Here is a 19,480-nt window from a genome sequence, read left to right on the forward strand (position 1 = left end):
CCAATGTGGCATTGGGTGCGTGGGATGCACCCAATGTGGCGTTCGGTGCGTGGGACGCACCCAATGCCACATTGGGGCGCGCCAGACCGCGCGCAACCCGAACCCGCAGAGCACCACGACCTCACGAGTGGCGATGCCGGCGAGAACCGGCATCGCCACTCACGAGGAAACCTCAGCTAACCGGCTCGATCAACCCAGCCCGAGCCTCCGGAGCCGCCGCCCGCAACGCGTCCGCGGACTCGTCCGTCGGCTGCAGCTGCGAATCCCGCTCCGCCTCGACCCGCGCCCGGTAGACCTCTACCTCGCGCTTCGTCTCGTCCTCCGACCAGCCCAGCACGCCACCCACCAGCTGGGCGACCTGCTCGGCGCAGTCGACGCCGCGGTGGGCGTACTCGATCGAGATCCGCGTGCGCCGCGCGAGGACGTCCTCCAGGTGCAGCGCGCCCTCGTGGCTGGCCGCGTACACGACCTCCACGCCGAGGTAATCCGGCGCGGACTCGATCGGCTTGAGCAGCTCCGGCCGGTCCGCCGCGAGCGCCAGCACCTCGTGCACCAGCGAGCCGTAGCGGTCGAGCAGGTGCCGCACGCGGTACGGGTGCAGCCCGTGCTCCGCGGCGAGGTGGTCGGCCTGGTTGACCAGCGCGTGGTAGCCGTCCGCGCCGATCAGCGGGACCTTGTCGGTGATGGACGACGGCGGGCGGCCCGGCAGGTCGACCACCGCGGCGTCGACGGCGTCGGCCGCCATCACCCGGTACGTCGTGTACTTGCCGCCCGCGATCGCGACCAGACCCGGCGCGACGCGCGCGACCGCGTGTTCGCGCGACAGCTTCGACGTCTCTTCGCTCTCTCCGGCCAGCAGCGGGCGCAGACCTGCGTACACGCCTTCGATGTCGTCGTGCGTGAGCGGCGTCGCGAGCACCGAGTTCACGTGTTCGAGCAGGTAGTCGATGTCGTGCTTGGTGGCCGCCGGGTGGGCGAGGTCGAGGTTCCAGTCCGTGTCGGTGGTGCCGACGATCCAGTGGTTGCGCCACGGGATCACGAACAGCACCGACTTCTCGGTGCGCAGGATCATCCCCGACTCCGACACGATCCGGTCGCGCGGAACCACGATGTGCACGCCCTTGCTCGCGCGCACGCGGAACCGGCCGCGGCCGCCGGACAGCCGCTGCAGTTCGTCGGTCCACACGCCGGTGCAGTTGACCACCGCGCCGGCGTGGATCTCGGTCTCGCGGCCGTCCTCGACGTCGCGCACGCGCACGCCGGAAATCCGGTCCGCCTCGCGCAGGAAGCCGACGACCTGGGTGGAGGTCCGGACCACCGCGCCGTAATGCGCGGCGGTGCGCGCGACGGTCATCGTGTGCCGCGCGTCGTCCGACTGCGCGTCGTAATACCGGATGCCGCCGATCAGCGCGGACCGCTTGAGCGCGGGGACCATTCGGAGGGCACCCGCGCGGGTGAGATGTTTCTGGCCCGGCACCGACCGGGCGCCGCCCATCGTGTCGTACATCAGCAAGCCGGCGGCGGTGTACGGGCGCTCCCAGATCCGGTGCGTCAGCGGGTACAGGAAGCTCACCGGCTTCACCAGGTGCGGCGCGATCTTCGTCAGCATCAGCTCGCGCTCGTGCAGCGCTTCGCGCACCAGGCCGAACTCGAGCTGCTCGAGATACCGCAGGCCGCCGTGGAAAAGCTTGCTGGACCGGCTCGACGTGCCGGACGCCAGGTCGCGGGCCTCGACGAGAGCCACCCGCAGGCCGCGGGTCGCCGCGTCGAGCGCCGTGCCCGCGCCGACGACCCCGCCGCCGATCACGACCAGGTCGAAGGTCTCGTCGCCGAAGCGCCGCCAGGATTCCTCCCGGCCCGCCGGACCCAGCTGGGCCGGGTCGCTGCCGCTGCGCGGATTCGTCACCACTCGTTCCTCCTCGTGCTCCACCTTCCCCAGCATCGCACGCCTGCGTGATCGTCTGCTGACCCCGAGGTGACACGTGTGGCGGAACCCATGACGATCATGGTCACATTGCTTCGCCCGGCTTATGGATTGCGCGCGTACGCGGCGGTAACGTGCCGCGGACTGGGGTCGGCGACGGAGCGGTGGCCGGACGTGTTCGGCCCTGCACAGACTGTCCAGTGTGGAGGTGCGGAGAGCGTGAGCGTAAGTCTGAGTCCGGGCGCGATCATCGTCTGGGAACTGCTGGGCACAGCAGTGCTTATCTTGCTGGGCAACGGCGTCGTGGCCAACGTCGTGCTGCGCAAGAACAACGGCTTCCAAGCCGGAACGCTGTTCATCACTTTCGGGTGGGGTTTCGCGGTGTTCGCGGGGGCCAGCATCGCCGCGCCGACCGGCGCCCACCTCAACCCCGCGGTCACGCTGGGGCTCGCCATTTCGGGCAAAGTCTCGTGGACCGTCGTGCCGTATTACCTGATCGGGGAAATGCTCGGCGCGATTCTCGGCGCCGTGCTGTGCTGGCTGACGTACAAGCTCCAGTTCGACGACCACCCGAACCCCGAGGAAACGCTCGGCATCTTCTCCACCGCCCCGCAGATCCGGAACAAGGCGTGGAACCTGGTGACCGAGATCATCGGCACCTTCGTGCTGGTCGGCTGGATCCTGTTCACCCCGGTCTTCAAGACCGCCGCGTCCGGGCCGGACTTCGGCAACTCGGCGCTCGGCTACGCCGGGGTGTCGTTCGTCGTGCTGGTGATCGGCATCTCGCTCGGCGGGCCGACCGGCTACGCCATCAACCCCGCCCGCGACCTCGGCCCGCGGCTCGCGTACGCGTTCCTGCTGCCGATCAAGGGCAAGCGCGACCCCGACTGGGGCTACTCGTGGGTGCCGGTCGTCGGGCCGCTCGTCGGCGCGGCGCTGGCCGCGGTGGTGTGGCTCGCCGTCCACAACTTGACCTGATCCCCTTTCCTGGAGGAAATCCATGACTTCGTACGTGGCCGCGATCGACCAGGGAACCACGTCGACGCGTTGCATGATCTTCGACCACTCCGGCCGTGTCGTCGCGGTCGACCAGCGCGAGCACGAGCAGATCTTCCCGAAGGCGGGCTGGGTCGAGCACAACGCCGAGGAGATCTGGGAAAACACCCGCGCGGTCGCGGCGGGCGCGCTCGCCAAGGCCGACCTGCGGCCGACCGACATCGCCGCGGTGGGCATCACGAACCAGCGCGAGACGGCCGTCGTGTGGGACCGCAACACCGGGAAGCCGGTGTACAACGCGATTGTCTGGCAGGACACCCGCACCGACAAGATCGCCGGCGAGCTGGGCGCGCTCGGCGGCGGCCAGGAGCGCTACCGCTCGAAGACCGGCCTCCCGCTCGCGACGTATTTCTCCGGTCCGAAGATCAAGTGGATCCTGGACAACGTCGAGGGCGCGCGGGCCAGGGCCGAGGCGGGCGACCTGGTGTTCGGGAACATGGACACCTGGGTGCTGTGGAACATGACCGGCGGCACCGACGGCGGCGTGCACGTGACCGACCCGACGAACGCGTCGCGCACGCTGCTGATGGACCTCGACACCCTGAAGTGGGACGAGGACATCGCGGCGGAGATGGGGATTCCGCTGTCGATGCTGCCGGAGATCCGGTCGTCGTCGGAGGTGTACGGCAAGGTCCGCCCGCGCGGAGCCCTCGCCGAGGTGCCGATCGCGGGCATCCTGGGCGACCAGCAGGCGGCGACGTTCGGCCAGGCGTGCCTTTCGCCGGGCGAGGCCAAGAACACTTACGGCACCGGCAACTTCGTCCTGCTGAACACCGGCACGGAGAAGGTGCTGTCGGAGAACGGCCTGCTGACGACGGTCTGCTACAAAATCGGCTCGAACGACACGGTGTACGCGCTGGAGGGTTCGGTCGCGGTCACCGGTTCGCTCGTGCAGTGGCTGCGGGACAACCTGGGGTTGATTTCGTCGGCGAGCCAGATCGAGGAATTCGCCCGAACGGTCGACGACAACGGCGGCGCGTATTTCGTCCCGGCGTTCTCGGGCCTGTTCGCCCCGTACTGGCGCTCGGACGCCCGCGGCGCGATCGTCGGCCTGACCCGGTTCGTGAACAAGGGCCACATCTCGCGGGCGGTGCTGGAGGCGACGGCGTTCCAGTCGCGCGAGGTGATCGACGCGATGAACGCCGACTCGGGTGTCCCGCTGAAGTCGCTGAAGGTCGACGGCGGAATGGTCGTGAACGAGCTGCTGATGCAGTTCCAGGCCGACATCCTCGGGGTACCGGTGATCCGCCCGGTGGTGAACGAGACGACCGCTTTGGGAGCGGCCTACGCGGCCGGGCTCGCGGTGGGGTTCTGGGAGTCGGAGGACGACATCCGGACCAACTGGGCGAAGGACAAGCAGTGGGACCCGTCGATGGACGAGTCCCGGCGGGAGAAGGAATACCGGAACTGGAAGAAGGCGGTCACGAAGACGTTCGACTGGGTGGAGGACTGATCCTTCCGGTGAGCTTGGCTGGTTGAAGGTCCGTGCGGGGAACCCTGGGGGAAGCAGATTCCCCCAGGGTTCCGCTCACGGGCTTCTCACACAGCTCGACCCGGTACCGGCTCGGCTCAACCCGGTACCGGTACAGCTCGACCCGACTCGGCCCGACCGGTACCGACTCGGCCCGGTCCGCCCCAGCCCGGCCCAGCACGGCCCGGCCCAGCACGGCACGGCCCAGCACGGCTCCACCGGTACCGACTCGGCCCGCACGGCACGGCACGGCACGGCACGGCACGGCACGGCACGGCACGGCACGGGCACGGGCACGGGCACGGGCACGGGCACGGGCACGGGCACGGACCAGGTTCAACCCCTCCCCAACCTCACCCCCACCCGTCCTGCGTCCCGGACTGAGCGTTGGGCGCCATCAACGAAAAGCCCGCCCCCTGGTCATCCACCGCGACCACCAGCCGACCGTGCGGCGTATCCACCGGCGGGTTCACCACAGTCCCGCCCAGCTCGGCAACCCGTGCCGCCGACGCGTCCGCGTCCGCGGTCCAGAAGTACGTCATCCACCCAGGCTGCGCGGGGCTATCCGCAGACAGCTCGCCAAGGCCGCCAACAGGACGACCGTCCACGTCCAACGTCGCATAAGTGAACCCCGGCCCGGACATATCCCCGAACCCGTACCCGAACACATCGCCATAAAACTGCTTAGCCGCAGCGAAATCCCGCGTCATGCATTCGTTCCACGCGGGTGCGCCCGGAGTCAAAGCAGCTTGCGTTCCCGAATGCCGACCGGGCTGCCACAGGCCGAACGTCGCGCCGGTCGGGTCGGTCGCGATGGCCATCCTGCCCTCGGCCAGGACGTCCATCGGCGGGGCGATGACCTGTCCGCCCGCTTCGGCGATCGCGGCCACCGTTTTGTCTACATCGGACACTGACAGGTATGTCGTCCACATCGGCGGCATCCCGGCCTGCTCCGGCGGGATCTGGCCGATGCCCGCCACCGGTTTTCCGGCTATCTGCGCCATTCCGTAAAAACCGGTCTCCGGACCGCCGGATTCGACTGTCCAGCCCAGCAAACCCTCGTAAAACGTGACCGCCTTGTCGCGGTCCGGCACCATCAGGTCGCCCCAGCACGGTGTGCCCGCGGGCCACGGTTCTGTCCTGGTCATCATGCGTGCCTCCCAGACTTGTGCCAACCGCCACAGTGTCGCACCGGGGACCGACAAAATCGGGGGCGTCTTGTTCAATGCCCGCGCAATCGCCCGATCAGTGCGAGCCGTTCACCAGGTGGGCGTACACGATGATGTTGTCCACATAGCTGTGCTCGGCCCGGTCGAACGCGCCGCCACAGGTGATCAAGCGCAGCTGCGGGTCCGAAGTGTCCCCGTAGACCGCGTCGCTCGGGAAGACGTCTTTGGGCACCTGGTCCACTTTGGTCACCTCGAAGTGCGCGGTGGAGCCGTCGCGACGGGCGATGTCGACGTCGTCTCCCGGCTTCATTTCCTTGAGCCGGTAGAAGATCCCTTTGTGCTTGTTTCCGTCCACGTGTCCGAGCACGACCGCGGGACCGACCTCGCCGGGCGTCGGGCCGTTTTCGTACCAGCCTGCCTGCAACGGCGTGCTGACCGGCGGGACCTGCACCGAATTGTCGGGATTGAGGCCGAGCGGCACCAGGCTGGAATGCGCGTCGATGCTCGGGATGTCCAGCGACACCGGCTCCGATTTCGGCATCGCGGCCGACGAGGCGGACGGAACGCTGGAAGCGGGCGCCGCGGTCGTCGAGCCGACTGAGCATCCGGACACCAGCGCGGCGAGCGCGACGGCCGACGCGGCGATTGTCTTCCTGATCATCATTCCCCCGATCCGGCCAAGGCCTGGCCGCGAGAACGCAGCCAGGCCCAGGAGACTAGTCAGCCACGCCGGCGACGACGCGCCGCCACGAGCCCGGTGCCGCCGAGTGCGAGCACGCCCATCGCGCCAGCCGCGATCGGCAGGCCGAGGCTGGAGCTGTCCGCAACCGGACCGTCGGTGCCGCCGGTCTGCGGAGCGCCCGACGGGACCTTGCTGACCTGCTTGGGCGCGGGGGTGGGCGTCGGCTTCGGCGCGGGCTTCGCGCCCAGCACGGTGAACTTCGTGGTGAGGTCCGCGCTGCCGCAGGAGAACGCCACCTTGTACACGCCGGGCTTCACGCCGGTGCGGACGGTCGCGGTGCCCTGCGAGATCGGAGCCTTCGACGGGTCGTTCTGCGGGCCGACCGGGTGCAGCTTGCCGAACTGCAGCGCCGCCGAGTTCAGGTTCTTGATTTCCGAGGCCTCGCAGCCGATGCGCACCGTGACGCGGTCCCCGGCGTGGCCCGAAGAAGGCAGCACGCGGATGAACGCCTTCGGGACACCCGCGTTGTCGTCCGTCGGCTCCTCAGCGGCAGGAGAGGAAGACGGAGCGGCGGCGGTGCTCGTCGCGGGCGGCGCAGTAGGCGCTTCGGCGGCGAAAGCCGGTGCGGCCGAAAGCATTCCGGCGGCGACCAGGGTGGAGAAAACAACGGTACGCTTCATGACACTCCCCTTGATGAAAAATGCGATTCCCGCCGCATACGACAGCGGCGAATCCGCGCCCTGCCGGCAGTTCCCCCTGCGGCCCGGGCGTTTTCGTTCCGACAACAACCAAGACGTCTCCACCCGCCGCGGGGTTGCCCCGGGAACGAAAAAACCGCCGGAAACAATTTTCCGGCGGTTTTCGGCAAGTATGGACGATTAGCCGGCGAGGCTTCCGTCGCCCGCTTTCGCCGCGCCCTGGGGCACCCGGGACACCTGCGCGGCGGGCACGGTGAAGGTCGCGTTGTACTGCTTCCCGTCGCACGTGACGGTGAGCGGGTAGCTGCCGGGTTTGGTGCCAGGCACCAGGTTCGCGCGTGCGCTCATCGTGGCCTTCACGCCGACCATCTCGCCGTAGTAGTACTGAGAGAACGCGAGCGCGGGCGAGCTGAACGTCGCCGCACCGGCCTTGGCGCCCGGGCAGTAGGCGAGCGCCAGGTTCGGGTCCGAGCCGCGCTGGTAGGCGTTCATCTGGCCGTGCCGCACCGCGGTGTCCTGGTTCAGCTGCACGGTCACCGGATCCGGGGCCGGCCCGTCCGCCGCTACCGCCGGGACCGCTGTCCCCGCCAGTCCGATCGCCGCCGCCACCGCGAAAATCGCGCTCTTGCGCACCCTCGTTCCTTCCCCGTGCCACACGTCTTCACCCCGCAAGACGCGGTGTGCGGCACGGGGTTGCCCTGAGGAGAAAAATCAGTCCAGATCGTCGTGCCGCATGAGCTGACGGCCCGCTTCGGTGATCGAGCCGGACAGCGACGGGTACACCGAGAACGTCAGCGCGAGGTGGTCCACCGTCAGCTGGTTCTGCACGGCCAGCGCGATCGGCAGGATCAGCTCGCTCGCCGACGGCGCGACCACCACGCCGCCGACCACCACGCCGGTGGCGGGGCGGCAGAACAGCTTCACGAAACCGCGGCGCAGGCCTTCCATCTTCGCGCGCGCGTTGGTGGCCAGCGGCAGCATGATCGTGCGCGCGGGAACCTCGCCGGAGTCGATCGCCTGCTGACTGATGCCGACGGTCGCGATCTCCGGGTGGGTGAAGACGTTCGCCGCGACGGTCTTGAGCTTGATCGGCGCGACGCCCTCGCCCAGCGCGTGCCACATCGCGATGCGGCCCTGCATGCTCGCCACGGACGCGAGCATCAGCACGCCGGTGCAGTCGCCCGCCGCGTAGACGCCGGGGACGCTCGTGCGCGACACCCGGTCCACCGCGATGAAGCCGCCGGGGCCGGGTTCGATGCCGACGCGGTCGAGGCCGATGTCGGCGGTGTTCGGGACGGACCCGACGGTCATCAGCGCGTGGCTTGCCTCGATCACGCGACCGTCGGCCAGGTGAACTTCGACGCCCTTCTCGGTGCGCTCGACGCGTTCCGCACGGGCCTGCTTGGCCACTGTGGTGCCGCGCTGCGTGAAGACCTCTTCGAGCACCGCGGCGGCGTCGGCGTCCTCGTGCGGCAGCACGCGGTCGCGGCTGGACACGACGGTGACCTTCACGCCCATCTCGGTGTACGCGGAGGCGAACTCGGCCCCGGTGACACCGGATCCGATCACCGCGAGGTGCTCGGGCAGCTCAGTCAGGTCGTACAGCTGACGCCAGTCCAGGATCCGCTCGCCGTCCGGCACCGCGCCGGGCAGCACGCGCGGGGTCGCGCCGGTGGCGATCAGGACGACGTCGGCGGACAGGGATTCCACCTTCCCGTCGGCGTGCGTGATCTCCACCGTGTGGGTGGCCAGACCCGGCTCGTCGTCGGCGAAGCGGGCCTCGGCGGTGATCACGCGCACGCCCTCACGCTGCACGCGAGCGCGGATGTCGGCCGACTGCGCGAGCGCGAGGCCCTTCACCCGGCCGTGCACCGTCGGCAGGTCGACGGTGGTGTCCGCGAGGTCGGTGTTGATGCCCAGCTCGCCGAGGTCGTGCATCTTCGCGAGCGCGCCGGACGAGGCGATGAACGTCTTCGAGGGCACGCAGTCGTAGAGGACACAGGCGCCGCCCAGGCCGTCCCGCTCGACGATCGTCACGTCGGCGCCGTGCTGCGCCGCGACCAAGGCGGCTTCGTAGCCCGCCGGGCCGCCACCCATGATCACGATCCTGGTCACCTGGGTCCTCCTATGTCACACGTGCTTGGCGGTGGTCCTGACCCTACGCGGCGAACCTGACCGGCAGGCGAAGTGCCCGGACACGGCATGTGCATCCGGATATGCGAAGGAAGGGTCGCTAGGCTGTGCCGCGTGCCGTTGTATGCCGCTTACGGATCCAACATGGAGCCCGCCCAGATGCTGGAGCGCGCCCCGCATTCGCCGATGGCCGGCACCGGCTGGCTGGAAGGCTGGCGGCTGACCTTCGGCGGCGAGGACATCGGGTGGGAAGGCGCGCTGGCCACCATCGTCGAGGACCCGTCGTCGCGGGTCTTCGTGGTGATCTACGACGTGACCGGGCTCGACGAGGAACGCCTCGACCGCTGGGAAGGCGGCGAGCTGGGGATGCACACGAAGATCCGGCTGCGCGTGCAGACCATGGACGGGTCGGTGCTGGCCTGGCTCTACGTCCTGGACGCCTACGAGGGCGGGCTGCCCTCGGCGCGGTATCTCGGGGTGCTCGCGGACGCCGCGGAGGCGGCCGGCGCCCCGGTGGACTACGTGGACGATCTGCGCACCCGGCCGTGCACCGGGATCAGCGGCTGACGCTTTCCGCTTGACTGTCCGTGAGGGGAACCCTCACGGACTCTGAGTCCCTCAGGGTTCCCCTCACGGACTTTCAGCCGTTCGAGAGGCGAACCAAACCGCTCCTCCGGAGTGCGCCCGGCCTCGCGGCGGCGGTCCGGGAGGCTCGTTTTCCGAGCCATCCACAGCCCGCCCAGGCCGTCCCCAGGCGAGCCGGGAAGTTGTCCCCAGCGGTGCGGCCCTGTGGATAACTCTGCGTCTCCGGACTATCCACAACCTGGCCGGACAGCTGCCCAATACCACACGGCAGAGGCTCACCCACACGGGCATCGAGCACCTCAGCGCGCAGGAAAAATCGCAGCGCGTCACCGAAATCGGCGGCACAATTCAGGACAGCACATCACCGCGCACAGCCGCGGATTCCGCCAAAGCCGTTGCCACACAACGCGAAATCCGCCAGAGGCAGTCACCGGCCAACTGCTCAGCCAAGGCCGCACAAAAGTCCGAAATGACTCTCGGTGAACAGGGCTAGGCAAGGGCATCGGCGGTCTAGACCACAGCGCGTAACTCCCCGCTGACACCCCCGCACGAGGGGTACCTCTCACCCACCCAAGTTATCCACATCGGCGCTAAGCCTGTGGATAACTCAGGCCAGCGAGGCCAGTGCGGTGTGCACCAAAGTGCGGACTCCGACGAGCAGCGCGCGCTCGTCGAGGACGAACGTCGGGCGGTGGATGTCGGCCTGCGGAGCGGGCGGGCCGGACCACACGCCGAGCCGGGCGAAGGCCCCGCCGACGTGCTCCAGGTACCAGCCGAAGTCCTCGCCGCCGGACGACTGTTCCGTCCCGGCGAGCCCCGCTTCGCCGACCGCCGCCTCGACGCCGGCGCGCATCAGCGCGGTCGACTCCGCGTCGGAGACCACGGGCGGCACGCCGCGGCGGTAGTCGAGCGAGAAGCCGACACCGGTCGGGGCCAGCAGCGATTCCACCGACGACGCGACGAGCGGCTCCAGTGCCTTCCACACCTCGTGGTCGGCGGTCCGCAGCGTGCCGCGCAGGACGCCGTCCTGCGGCACCGCGTTCGCGGCCTGTCCGGCGTGCACCGCGCCCCACACCAGCACCGTGCCGGACCGCGGGTCGACGCGGCGGGACAGCACCGACGGCAGCGACGTGATGACCGTGCCCAGCGCGTACACGAGGTCCGCGGTGAGGTGCGGCCGCGACGTGTGCCCGCCGGGCGAGGTGAGACGCAGTTCGATGAGGTCGGCGGCGGACGTCAGCGCGCCGACCCGGGTGCCGACCTTGCCCGCTTCGAGCCGCGGGTCGCAGTGCAGGCCGTAGATCCGCTCGACGCCCTCCAGCGCTCCCGCGGCGATCATGTCCAGCGCGCCGCCGGGCATGACCTCCTCGGCGGGCTGGAAGATCAGCCGCACGCGGCCGGGCAGCTCGGGCGCGCCGGCGAGGGCGCGACCGGCGCCGAGCAGGATCGCGGTGTGCGCGTCGTGGCCGCACATGTGCGCCGCGCCCTCGGTGGTGGAGGAGTACGGCAGGCCGGTGTCCTCGGTGAGCGGCAGCGCGTCGATGTCCGCGCGCAGCGCGACGCAGCGCTCGCCCTTGCCGATGTCGCACACCACGCCGGTGCCGCCGGGCAGCACCCACGGCTTCAGCCCGACCCGGCGCAGCAGCGACACGATCAGCTCGGTCGTCGCGTACTCGTTCCGCGACAGCTCGGGGTGGGCGTGGATGTGCCGCCGCCACGCGAGCACGTCGGTCGCGTTCGCGCGCAGCCAGTCGTCCAGCCAGAACGGGCCGCGGCCCGCACCAAGGTCTTCCACCGGAGCCATGCTGACGCCGGCTTCGGTGAGCAGCGCGCCGGGCGCCGCGATCGGGTTGTGGTCACCTGGAACGTCCGGCCGTGAGTCCAGCACCGTCACGCCGCACCTCCTCCCGCAACACGAGCGCAGGGGAACACGCAACGTGCCGATCGATCTGTCTTACGCATTGCGGTCGATCGTGCACCATGCAGGTGGCAAGCGGCGGCGCGGTGCGCTTCGGCCAAGACGGCCGGTAGAAGATCTGCGGCGAACGGCTGATGAAGTTCGGCGTGGGTGAACGCCGGAAAGCTCAGCCGCCTTGGGCCTTGCGGCGCTTGATGCGGTGGCGGCGGCCGAAGAACACGATGGCGAGCAGCACCACGGCGGCCCCGCCCGCGACGAGGTTCTTCTTCGTCTTGTCGGCGTTGGCCTTGTCGGTCTGCGTCGGGTCCAGCACCGGGCCGGGGGGTGCCTGGTGGACCGCGTTCACCTGCGTGATCGCCGTCTCGGCCGCCACGGTGACCGCGGCGGGAGCCGAGGTCGCCGCGGACGCCGCCACCGGCAGCACCCCGGTGAGCAGCACGCCGAGCAAACCGGCCAGCAGCAGTCCCCGCACCTTCGCCATGACTTCCCTTCTACGCCGTCACCGTGCATTGTGCCCGCCGAAGCTCGGGCGCGTCAGCCGCCACGCGGTGGAGCCGGGCCCGCTCGCCCCGTGCTGACGACCGCCGGGCGCAACAAGCCCCTGAGACGGCCAAAAGACACTTGTGCGCAGAGCGCTTTTTCTTCTTGGACAACGTTCAAGAAGGGGGGTTCACGACGGCCCGGCGAACGCCGCCAAGATCCGCTGCGCGGCCAGCGTCGCGGTGAGTTCTCCGTCGCGCACGGCTCGTTCCACGTCGGCTACCTGCGCACGGACCGCCGGATGCGCGGTGAGCCGGTCGAGCAGCTGTTCGCGGACCATCGACCAGGTCCAGTCCACCTGCTGCTTTTTGCGCCTCTCGCCAAGATCACCCGATTCGGTGAGCACCTCGCGGTGTTTCCCGATCGCCGCCCACACCTCGTCGAGGCCGCTGCCCTCGAGCCCGCTGCACGTGAGCACCGGCGGCGTCCAGAGCGCGTCCTTGCCGTAGATCATCCGCAGCGCGCCCTGCAGTTCGCGCGCGGCGCGCTTGGCGTCGCGTTCGTGCGGGCCGTCGGCCTTGTTCACGGCGATGACGTCGGCGAGTTCCAGCACGCCCTTTTTGATGCCCTGCAACTGGTCGCCGGTGCGCGCCAGCGTCAGGAAGAGGAAACAGTCGACCATGTTCGCCACGGTCACCTCGGACTGCCCGACCCCGACCGTCTCCACCAGCACGACGTCGAAGCCGGCCGCTTCCATCAGCACTATCGTCTCGCGGGTCGCGCGGGCGACCCCGCCGAGCGTGCCGGACGTCGGCGACGGGCGGATGAACGCCTTCGGGTCCACCGCCAGCCGCGCCATCCGGGTCTTGTCGCCGAGGATCGAACCGCCGGTTCGGGTCGAGGACGGGTCGACGGCCAGCACCGCGACCCGGTGCCCGGCCGTGGTGAGGTCGGTGCCGAGCTGGTCGATAAATGTCGACTTGCCGACTCCGGGCACGCCGGTGATACCGACGCGTTTCGCCCCGCCGGCGTGCGGGAGCAGCTCGACGAGCAGCTCCTGAGCTTGGCGCCGGTGGTCCTCCCGGTGCGATTCGACCAGCGTGATGGCCTTGGACAGGGTCCCCCGGTCGCCCGCGAGCACGCCCTTGGCGTATTCGCCGACGTCGATCCGCCGCGGCAAGGTTCAGGACTCCTGCGCGGCCAGCTGCTGGAGCAGGTCGATCGCGGCGTCCGCGAGCACCGTGCCCGGGCCGAAGATCGCCGCCGCTCCCGCTTCGCGCAGCTCGGGGTAGTCCTGCGGCGGGATCACGCCGCCGACCACGACCATGATGTCCTCGCGGCCCAGCTCGGCCAGCTCGTGGCGCAGCGCGGGCACCAGCGAGAGGTGCCCGGCGGCCAGCGAGGACACGCCGATCACGTGCACGTCGGCTTCCGACGCCTGGCGCGCGACCTCGGCCGGGGTGGAGAACAGCGGGCCGACGTCGACGTCGAAGCCGAGGTCGGCGAAGCCGGTCGCGATCACCTTCTGGCCGCGGTCGTGGCCGTCCTGGCCCATCTTCGCGACGAGGATGCGCGGGCGGCGGCCTTCCTCTTCAGCGAATTTGTCGACCAGCTCGCGGGCCTTCTCGACGTTGTCCGACTTCCCCACCTCTTCCCGGTAGACGCCGGAGATCGTGCGGATCTGGCCGGAGTGGCGGCCCCAGTTCTTCTCCAGCGCGTCGGAGATCTCGCCGACGGTGGCCTTCGCGCGCGCGGCGTTGATGGCCAGTTCAAGCAGGTTGCCGTTGTTCTGCGCGCCCTCGGTGAGGCGGCGCAGAGCGTCCTCGGTGGCCTGCGGGTCGCGTTCTTCGCGCAGCCGACGCAGCTTCTCGAGCTGCTGTGCGCGTACGCCTGCGTTGTCGACTTTCAGGACGTCGATCTGCTCGTCGTCGGTGACCTGGTACTTGTTCACGCCGATGACCGGCTGTCGTCCCGAGTCGATACGCGCCTGCGTACGCGCGGCTGCCTCTTCGATGCGCAGCTTCGGGATGCCTTCGTCGATCGCGCGCGCCATGCCGCCCGCGCCTTCGACTTCGGTGATGTGACCCCACGCCTTGCGCGCGAGGTCGTAGGTGAGCTTCTCGACGAACGCGCTGCCGCCCCACGGGTCGATGACGCGCGTGGTGCCGGATTCCTGCTGCAGCAACAGCTGTGTGTTGCGCGCGATCCGCGCGGAGAAGTCGGTGGGCAGCGCCAGCGCTTCATCGAGAGCGTTGGTGTGCAACGACTGTGTGTGCCCCTGGGTGGCAGCCATCGCTTCGACGCACGTACGCGTGACGTTGTTGAAGACGTCCTGCGCGGTGAGAGACCAGCCTGACGTCTGAGAGTGCGTACGCAGCGACAGCGACTTCTGCGACTTCGGGTCGAACTGCTTCACCAGCTTCGCCCACAGCAGCCGAGCCGCGCGCAGCTTCGCGACCTCCATGAAGAAGTTCATGCCGATGGCCCAGAAGAACGACAGCCGCGGCGCGAACTTGTCGACGTCCAGCCCGGCTTCGACGCCCGCGCGGATGTACTCGACACCGTCCGCGAGCGTGTACGCCAGCTCCAGATCGGCGGTCGCTCCGGCCTCCTGCATGTGGTAGCCGGAGATGGAGATCGAGTTGTACTTCGGCATGTGCTGCGAGGTGTAGCCGAAGATGTCGGAGATGATCCGCATCGACGGCTGCGGCGGGTAGATGTAGGTGTTGCGGACCATGAACTCCTTGAGGATGTCGTTCTGGATCGTCCCCGCGAGCTGCTCCGGCTTCACCCCCTGCTCCTCGGCCGCGACCACGTACAGCGCGAGCACCGGCAGCACCGCGCCGTTCATCGTCATCGAGACGGACATCTTGTCCAGCGGGATGCCGTCGAAGAGCTGGCGCATGTCGTAGATCGAGTCGATCGCCACGCCCGCCATGCCGACGTCGCCGGACACGCGCGGGTGGTCGGAGTCGTAGCCGCGGTGGGTCGCGAGGTCGAACGCGACCGACAGGCCCTTCTGCCCGGCCGCGAGGTTGCGGCGGTAGAAGGCGTTCGACTCCTGCGCGGTGGAGAACCCGGCGTACTGGCGGATCGTCCAGGGCTGGTTCACGTACATCGTCGGGTACGGCCCGCGCAGGTACGGCGCGATGCCCGGGTACGTGCCGAGGAAGTCCACATCGGACAGATCGGCGGCGGTGTAGACCGGCTTCACGCCGATGCCCTCGGGGGTTTCCCAGGCCAGCGCGTCGGGGCCCTTTCCGGTGGCTTCCTGTACGGCCTGTGCCCACGCGGCGCGGTCGCCTGGTTCCGGTGTGCCGAGGGGGATGTCGGCGAAGTTGGGGATGCTCATCGAATCACCGTCTTTAGACCCGCGCCGGAGCGCATTGCTGCCTCACGCTTCCTGATGGTTTTCATTGAGCGACTCCCAGCTGTGCGTGGAGGCTGGTCAGGACTTCGAGCGCGTCGCACCCGGCGTACAGATTGCCGCTGATTCCGTCGTAGGTGCCCTTGCCCGCCAACAGAACCTGCTTCGCGCCGAGTGAGGCCGCAGCGGACGCGGCCTGCTCTTCGTACGCCGCGTCGGTGCCGCAGACGCAGGCGACCTTCGTGCCGCTCTCGCGGAACGCGCCGGGCAGATCGTCGGTCGCGCCGGGGTTCACCGCCTCGATGCCGCCTGCCTGCAGCAGGTTCGTCGCGAAGGACGCGCGGCCGGTGTGCGCGGCGACCGGACCCAGCGTGGCCAGGAAAACCTTCGGCCGCTCGCCGTGCTCGGCGAGGTAGGCGTCGGCCGCGTCGCGCAGCTTCTCGTACTCCTCGGCGTACCGGTGCCGCGGCAGCCCGCCGTCCACAGTGGACGGAAGCGGGTCGCGGGTGACCGGCTTCTCCTCCAGGTTCGGGAACTCGCTGACGCCGGTGAGCGGGTCGCGCCGGGTGGCCAGGCGGCTCGCGCGCTTCTCCCAGGTCTCGGCCAGCCGCCCGGCCAGCGCACCGGACGCCAACTCGGCTTCGATGCCGCCCGCCGCTTCGATCGCGGTGAACTCGCGCCACGCGGCTTCGGCGAGTTCGTCGGTGAGCTTCTCGACGTACCAGGAGCCGCCTGCCGGGTCGATCACGCTGCCCAGCTTCGACTCTTCGATGAGGATCGCGTTGGTGTTGCGGGCGATCCGCGAGGAAAACGCGTCCGGCAGGCCGATCGCCGCGTCGAACGGCAGCACGGTGACCGCGTCCGCGCCGCCGACCCCGGCCGCGAAGCAGGCGACGGTGGTGCGCAGCATGTTCACCCACGGGTCACGCTGGGTGAACATCGACGGCGACGTGACCGCGTGCTGATGCATCCCGCGCGCGTCCGCGGCCGCGCCGGAAACCTCGAGGACCCGGTCCCACAGCCGGCGCGCGGCGCGGAACTTGGCGATGGTGAGGAACTGGTCCGCAGTCGCCGCGAACCGGAACTCGAGCTGCGCGGCCGCCGCGGCGACGTCCAGCCCGGCCTCGGTGAGCGCCCGCAGATAAGCGACGCCGGACGCGATCGTCGCGCCGAGTTCCTGCGAATCGGAGCCGCCTGCCTCATGAAACGGCAGTCCGTCGGCGACGATCGTGCGGACCTTGGGGTATTTAGGGGCAACCTTCGCGGCCAATTCGGCGGCCGGGCCGAGCGGCAGCGCCCGCCCGGTGCGCGCCGTGGTCCCGAGCGGGTCCGCACCGAGCGTGCCGACGGCTTCGCTGGCCGGGACCTCGCGCTCGGCGAAGAGGTCAAGAAGCTCCTGAGCTGCGGTTTCGTACTCCGCACCGGCGTCGAGGACGACCGGCGCGAGGCCGACGTAAACCTCGTTCAGCGCGTCCGCGAGCGCGGAAATCGGCAGCGAACCCTCGCCGAGCCGCAGCCACACCGAGGACGCGCCGCCTTCGAGGTCGGCGAGGATCGCGGCGTTCGCCGCGCGGATGTCTTCCCGCTGGTGACGGACCCGGATGTCCCATCCGGTGTCGACGACACCCTCCGGCCGAGCCCCGCGCACGAACGGCGGCAGACCGGGGAAGCCGAGGTCGCCGCCCGCGTCGTCAGACGTGTACAGCGGCTGGATCTCGATGCCGTCGTAGGTGCGCGAGGCGAGCTTGCTCTCCGGCGCCCCCGCGAAATCCTCGGGGAGCCTGCCGCTCTTGCGCAGCACTCCCGCCACCAGCTCCTGCCACTGGGCGCGGTCCGCGGTCGGGAACTCCGCCGCGAGCGCGAGCCCGGGCTCGGAGGTCGGCGCCGACTCCGGACCAGCCACGTTCGTCATACCCAGTGATGGTAGAGGCAGGCCACCACCCGCACCTGTGACTCTGCTCGCCCCCCGTACGGGTGAACTCAGGGGTAGCGGTGCTGGGTCGAAGAGTGTCGGCCCCTTGGGCCACAATCATGGGGTGCCCTCGGAGAACAGCGACCTGGACCAGCCCGGCAACACCGACAGCACCGGCTCGGCGAAAGCCGGGCCGTCGACCGGCGGCGACCAGCCGCGGGTAGTCGCCGGGCGCTACCGGCTGCGGTCGGTTCTGGGGTCGGGCTCGATGGGCACGGTCTGGTCGGCCTACGACGAGTTCCTGCACCGCCCGGTCGCGGTCAAGGAGATGAAGGTGCCGCCGGGCATCCCGGCCGAACAGGCGGACGAACTCCGCGAGCGCACGCTGCGCGAGGCCCGCGCGATCGCGGTGCTGTCGCATCCGAACGTCATCACGCTGCACGACGTCGCGCGCGAGAACGACGCCCCCTTCGTCGTGATGGAGCTGCTGCCGTCGCGCAGCCTCGCCCACCTGCTGCGCGACCACGGCCCCCTGACTGTCGAACAGGCCGCAGCCGTCGGCATCGCGGTCGCGGCGGCCCTTGAAGCAGCCCACGACGCGGGCATCACGCACCGTGACGTGAAGCCGGGCAACGTCCTCGTCGCCAGCGACGGCCGAATCAAGCTCACCGACTTCGGCATCGCCCGCAACGTCTCCGAAGCCACCATGACGCGAACCGGAATCATGCTGGGTTCGCCCGCCTACATCTCGCCGGAAGTCGCTTCCGGCGGCGCAGTCACCCCCAACGCCGACCTGTGGGGCCTCGGCGCGACGCTTTTCGCCGCCGTCGAAGGCGCACCCCCCTACGACGCGGACGGCGACCCCTTGGAAACCGTCGGCAAGGTCGTCAACGGCAAAGTCCCGCGCCCGAAACCCGGCCCGCTGGCCGACGTCATCGCGGCGTTGATGAAGAAGGAGCCGGAAAAGCGAATCTCGCTGCGCGAGGTGCGCCACCGCCTCTATCCCATGCAGAACAAGGCCGCCCTCGACCTGTTCGGCCCAGAACTGTTCCGCACCCCAGACGGCAAAAAGACGGCCGCCCACCTGGACGCCACCGACACCCAGGTCATCAAAACGGTCGCCCCGAAACCCGACACCCCCGATCAACCCGCCGCGCTGGCAGCAGACCCGGGCCCGCTGCCCTTCATGCGCTCGGGAAACACCGGCTCCGCCCCCGTCTTCACCCCCGCGCCCCCGCTGCCCGCCCCGCCCCCGTTGCCCGCTCCGCTGCCACCCCCGCCCCCGCGCCGCAGCAGCAAAGCAACGGCGATGCTGGCAGTAGCCTCAATGGTCCTGTTCGCCCTGGCCTGCGGCGGCGGTTTCGCCCTGGCGCGGGTCGTGAGCGGTCAAAACCTGCTGCCACCACAAGGCCCGGGAACCGGAGTGCTGGCCACCCTGGGCACCGTCGCAGGCTCATCGGAGCCGCTGAAGCTGGTCCCGCAACACGGGAACGCCAGCGCAACCGCGAACGTCTCGCGCGACAGCGAATACACCGTCTCAGTGCCTGAGGGATGGAAACGCTTCATCGCCTCCCGGAAATCCTCTTTTGGCGCCTCAACGGTAGTCCAATACCTTTCCCAGGACGGCCGCCAATCCCTGCGCCTGGAACGAATCCCGAACTTCTACGAGAAGTATTCGCTCAGCGACGCGCTGACAGCACTGCGCTCTTCAGGTTCGCAAGACTCATTCAACTTCACCCGAGAACCAGTCAACACGAACAACGGCGTCGAAGTCATGTTCCGCGCAGTAGAACGAGCACAAAGCCGCTCCGCCAACCCGGACGCAGTGATCACCCGCGCAACCTACGCACTGATCAAACAAGCGGACAACACCCTGTGGCTGCTATCGCTAACAGTCCCGGCGGAACAAGAAGACACCGGCTCCGCGACCTTTAACCAAATCGCGCCAACCTTGTCTTTCCCAGCAACTTCATAAAACCGCACCGCTGCACCCACAATCGAGGCACCCAGCCCCTCCCCCGCACCCCGATACGAAGCTCTCCTGCACGATCAAGCTTCGGGGTACCCCACGCAACCAACGTGCGC

15 protein-coding genes are annotated in these 19,480 nt (G+C 69.4%); 4 read left to right on the top strand and 11 right to left on the bottom strand.

The window, feature by feature from the left end:
• Positions 1-172: 172 nt before the first annotated feature.
• On the bottom strand, positions 173-1,942 hold the full coding sequence (locus tag ABZX37_RS14195; protein ID WP_354739423.1) for a glycerol-3-phosphate dehydrogenase/oxidase: 1,770 nt from the start codon (positions 1,940-1,942) through the stop codon (positions 173-175).
• Positions 1,943-2,155: 213 nt separating this feature from the next.
• Here ABZX37_RS14195 and ABZX37_RS14200 point away from each other — a divergent pair, with 213 nt between their 5' ends.
• The gene (locus ABZX37_RS14200; protein WP_354739731.1) at positions 2,156-2,902 is read left to right on the top strand and encodes an MIP/aquaporin family protein; all 747 of its coding nucleotides are present in this window, start codon (positions 2,156-2,158) and stop codon (positions 2,900-2,902) included.
• 22 nt (positions 2,903-2,924) lie between these two features.
• Positions 2,925-4,433: a glycerol kinase GlpK gene (gene glpK, locus ABZX37_RS14205; protein ID WP_354739425.1), complete on the top strand. Its 1,509-nt coding sequence runs from the start codon at positions 2,925-2,927 to the stop codon at positions 4,431-4,433.
• A gap of 371 nt (positions 4,434-4,804) precedes the next feature.
• On the opposite strand, the gene ABZX37_RS14210 is transcribed toward glpK, so the two are convergent.
• The 5 genes from ABZX37_RS14210 to ABZX37_RS14230 form a co-directional block, all read right to left on the bottom strand.
• The gene (locus tag ABZX37_RS14210) at positions 4,805-5,602 is read right to left on the bottom strand and encodes a VOC family protein (RefSeq protein ID WP_354739427.1); all 798 of its coding nucleotides are present in this window, start codon (positions 5,600-5,602) and stop codon (positions 4,805-4,807) included.
• Positions 5,603-5,696: 94 nt separating this feature from the next.
• Positions 5,697-6,281 carry a class F sortase gene (locus ABZX37_RS14215; protein ID WP_354739429.1) on the bottom strand — a complete coding sequence of 195 codons (585 nt, stop codon included), beginning with the start codon at positions 6,279-6,281 and terminating at the stop codon, positions 5,697-5,699.
• A 59-nt stretch (positions 6,282-6,340) separates the two neighbouring features.
• Positions 6,341-6,982, bottom strand: a complete 642-nt coding sequence (locus tag ABZX37_RS14220; protein WP_354739431.1) for a hypothetical protein — start codon at positions 6,980-6,982, stop codon at positions 6,341-6,343.
• Between the two features lie 198 nt (positions 6,983-7,180).
• Entirely contained in the window at positions 7,181-7,633 is a 453-nt protein-coding gene (locus ABZX37_RS14225; RefSeq protein WP_354739433.1) for a hypothetical protein, read from the bottom strand.
• A 78-nt stretch (positions 7,634-7,711) separates the two neighbouring features.
• Entirely contained in the window at positions 7,712-9,115 is a 1,404-nt protein-coding gene (locus ABZX37_RS14230) for an NAD(P)H-quinone dehydrogenase (RefSeq protein ID WP_344288879.1), read from the bottom strand.
• A gap of 132 nt (positions 9,116-9,247) precedes the next feature.
• Between ABZX37_RS14230 and ABZX37_RS14235 the strand changes: the two genes are divergently transcribed.
• A complete protein-coding gene (locus ABZX37_RS14235; protein ID WP_344288881.1) occupies positions 9,248-9,700 on the top strand; it encodes a gamma-glutamylcyclotransferase in 453 nt (150 codons plus the stop codon).
• A 625-nt stretch (positions 9,701-10,325) separates the two neighbouring features.
• On the opposite strand, the gene ABZX37_RS14240 is transcribed toward ABZX37_RS14235, so the two are convergent.
• The 5 genes from ABZX37_RS14240 to ABZX37_RS14260 all read right to left on the bottom strand — a co-directional run bounded on the left by ABZX37_RS14240 (position 10,326) and on the right by ABZX37_RS14260 (position 17,395).
• Entirely contained in the window at positions 10,326-11,612 is a 1,287-nt protein-coding gene (locus tag ABZX37_RS14240; RefSeq protein WP_354739435.1) for an amidohydrolase, read from the bottom strand.
• Positions 11,613-11,802: 190 nt separating this feature from the next.
• Complete coding sequence (locus tag ABZX37_RS14245) at positions 11,803-12,117, bottom strand: hypothetical protein (RefSeq protein ID WP_354739437.1); 315 nt, start codon at positions 12,115-12,117, stop codon at positions 11,803-11,805.
• Between the two features lie 189 nt (positions 12,118-12,306).
• Positions 12,307-13,296, bottom strand: a complete 990-nt coding sequence (gene meaB / locus ABZX37_RS14250; protein WP_354739439.1) for a methylmalonyl Co-A mutase-associated GTPase MeaB — start codon at positions 13,294-13,296, stop codon at positions 12,307-12,309.
• Positions 13,297-13,299: 3 nt separating this feature from the next.
• A complete protein-coding gene (gene scpA / locus ABZX37_RS14255; RefSeq protein ID WP_354739441.1) occupies positions 13,300-15,468 on the bottom strand; it encodes a methylmalonyl-CoA mutase in 2,169 nt (722 codons plus the stop codon).
• Between the two features lie 61 nt (positions 15,469-15,529).
• Entirely contained in the window at positions 15,530-17,395 is a 1,866-nt protein-coding gene (locus ABZX37_RS14260; protein WP_354739443.1) for a methylmalonyl-CoA mutase family protein, read from the bottom strand.
• Between the two features lie 241 nt (positions 17,396-17,636).
• On the opposite strand from ABZX37_RS14260, the gene ABZX37_RS14265 reads away from it, so the two are divergent.
• The gene (locus tag ABZX37_RS14265) at positions 17,637-19,370 is read left to right on the top strand and encodes a serine/threonine-protein kinase (protein ID WP_354739732.1); all 1,734 of its coding nucleotides are present in this window, start codon (positions 17,637-17,639) and stop codon (positions 19,368-19,370) included.
• The last annotated feature ends 110 nt before the right edge of the window (positions 19,371-19,480 follow it).

The organism is Amycolatopsis sp. NPDC004079, from assembly GCF_040610415.1.
Lineage (GTDB): Bacteria > Actinomycetota > Actinomycetes > Mycobacteriales > Pseudonocardiaceae > Amycolatopsis > Amycolatopsis halotolerans.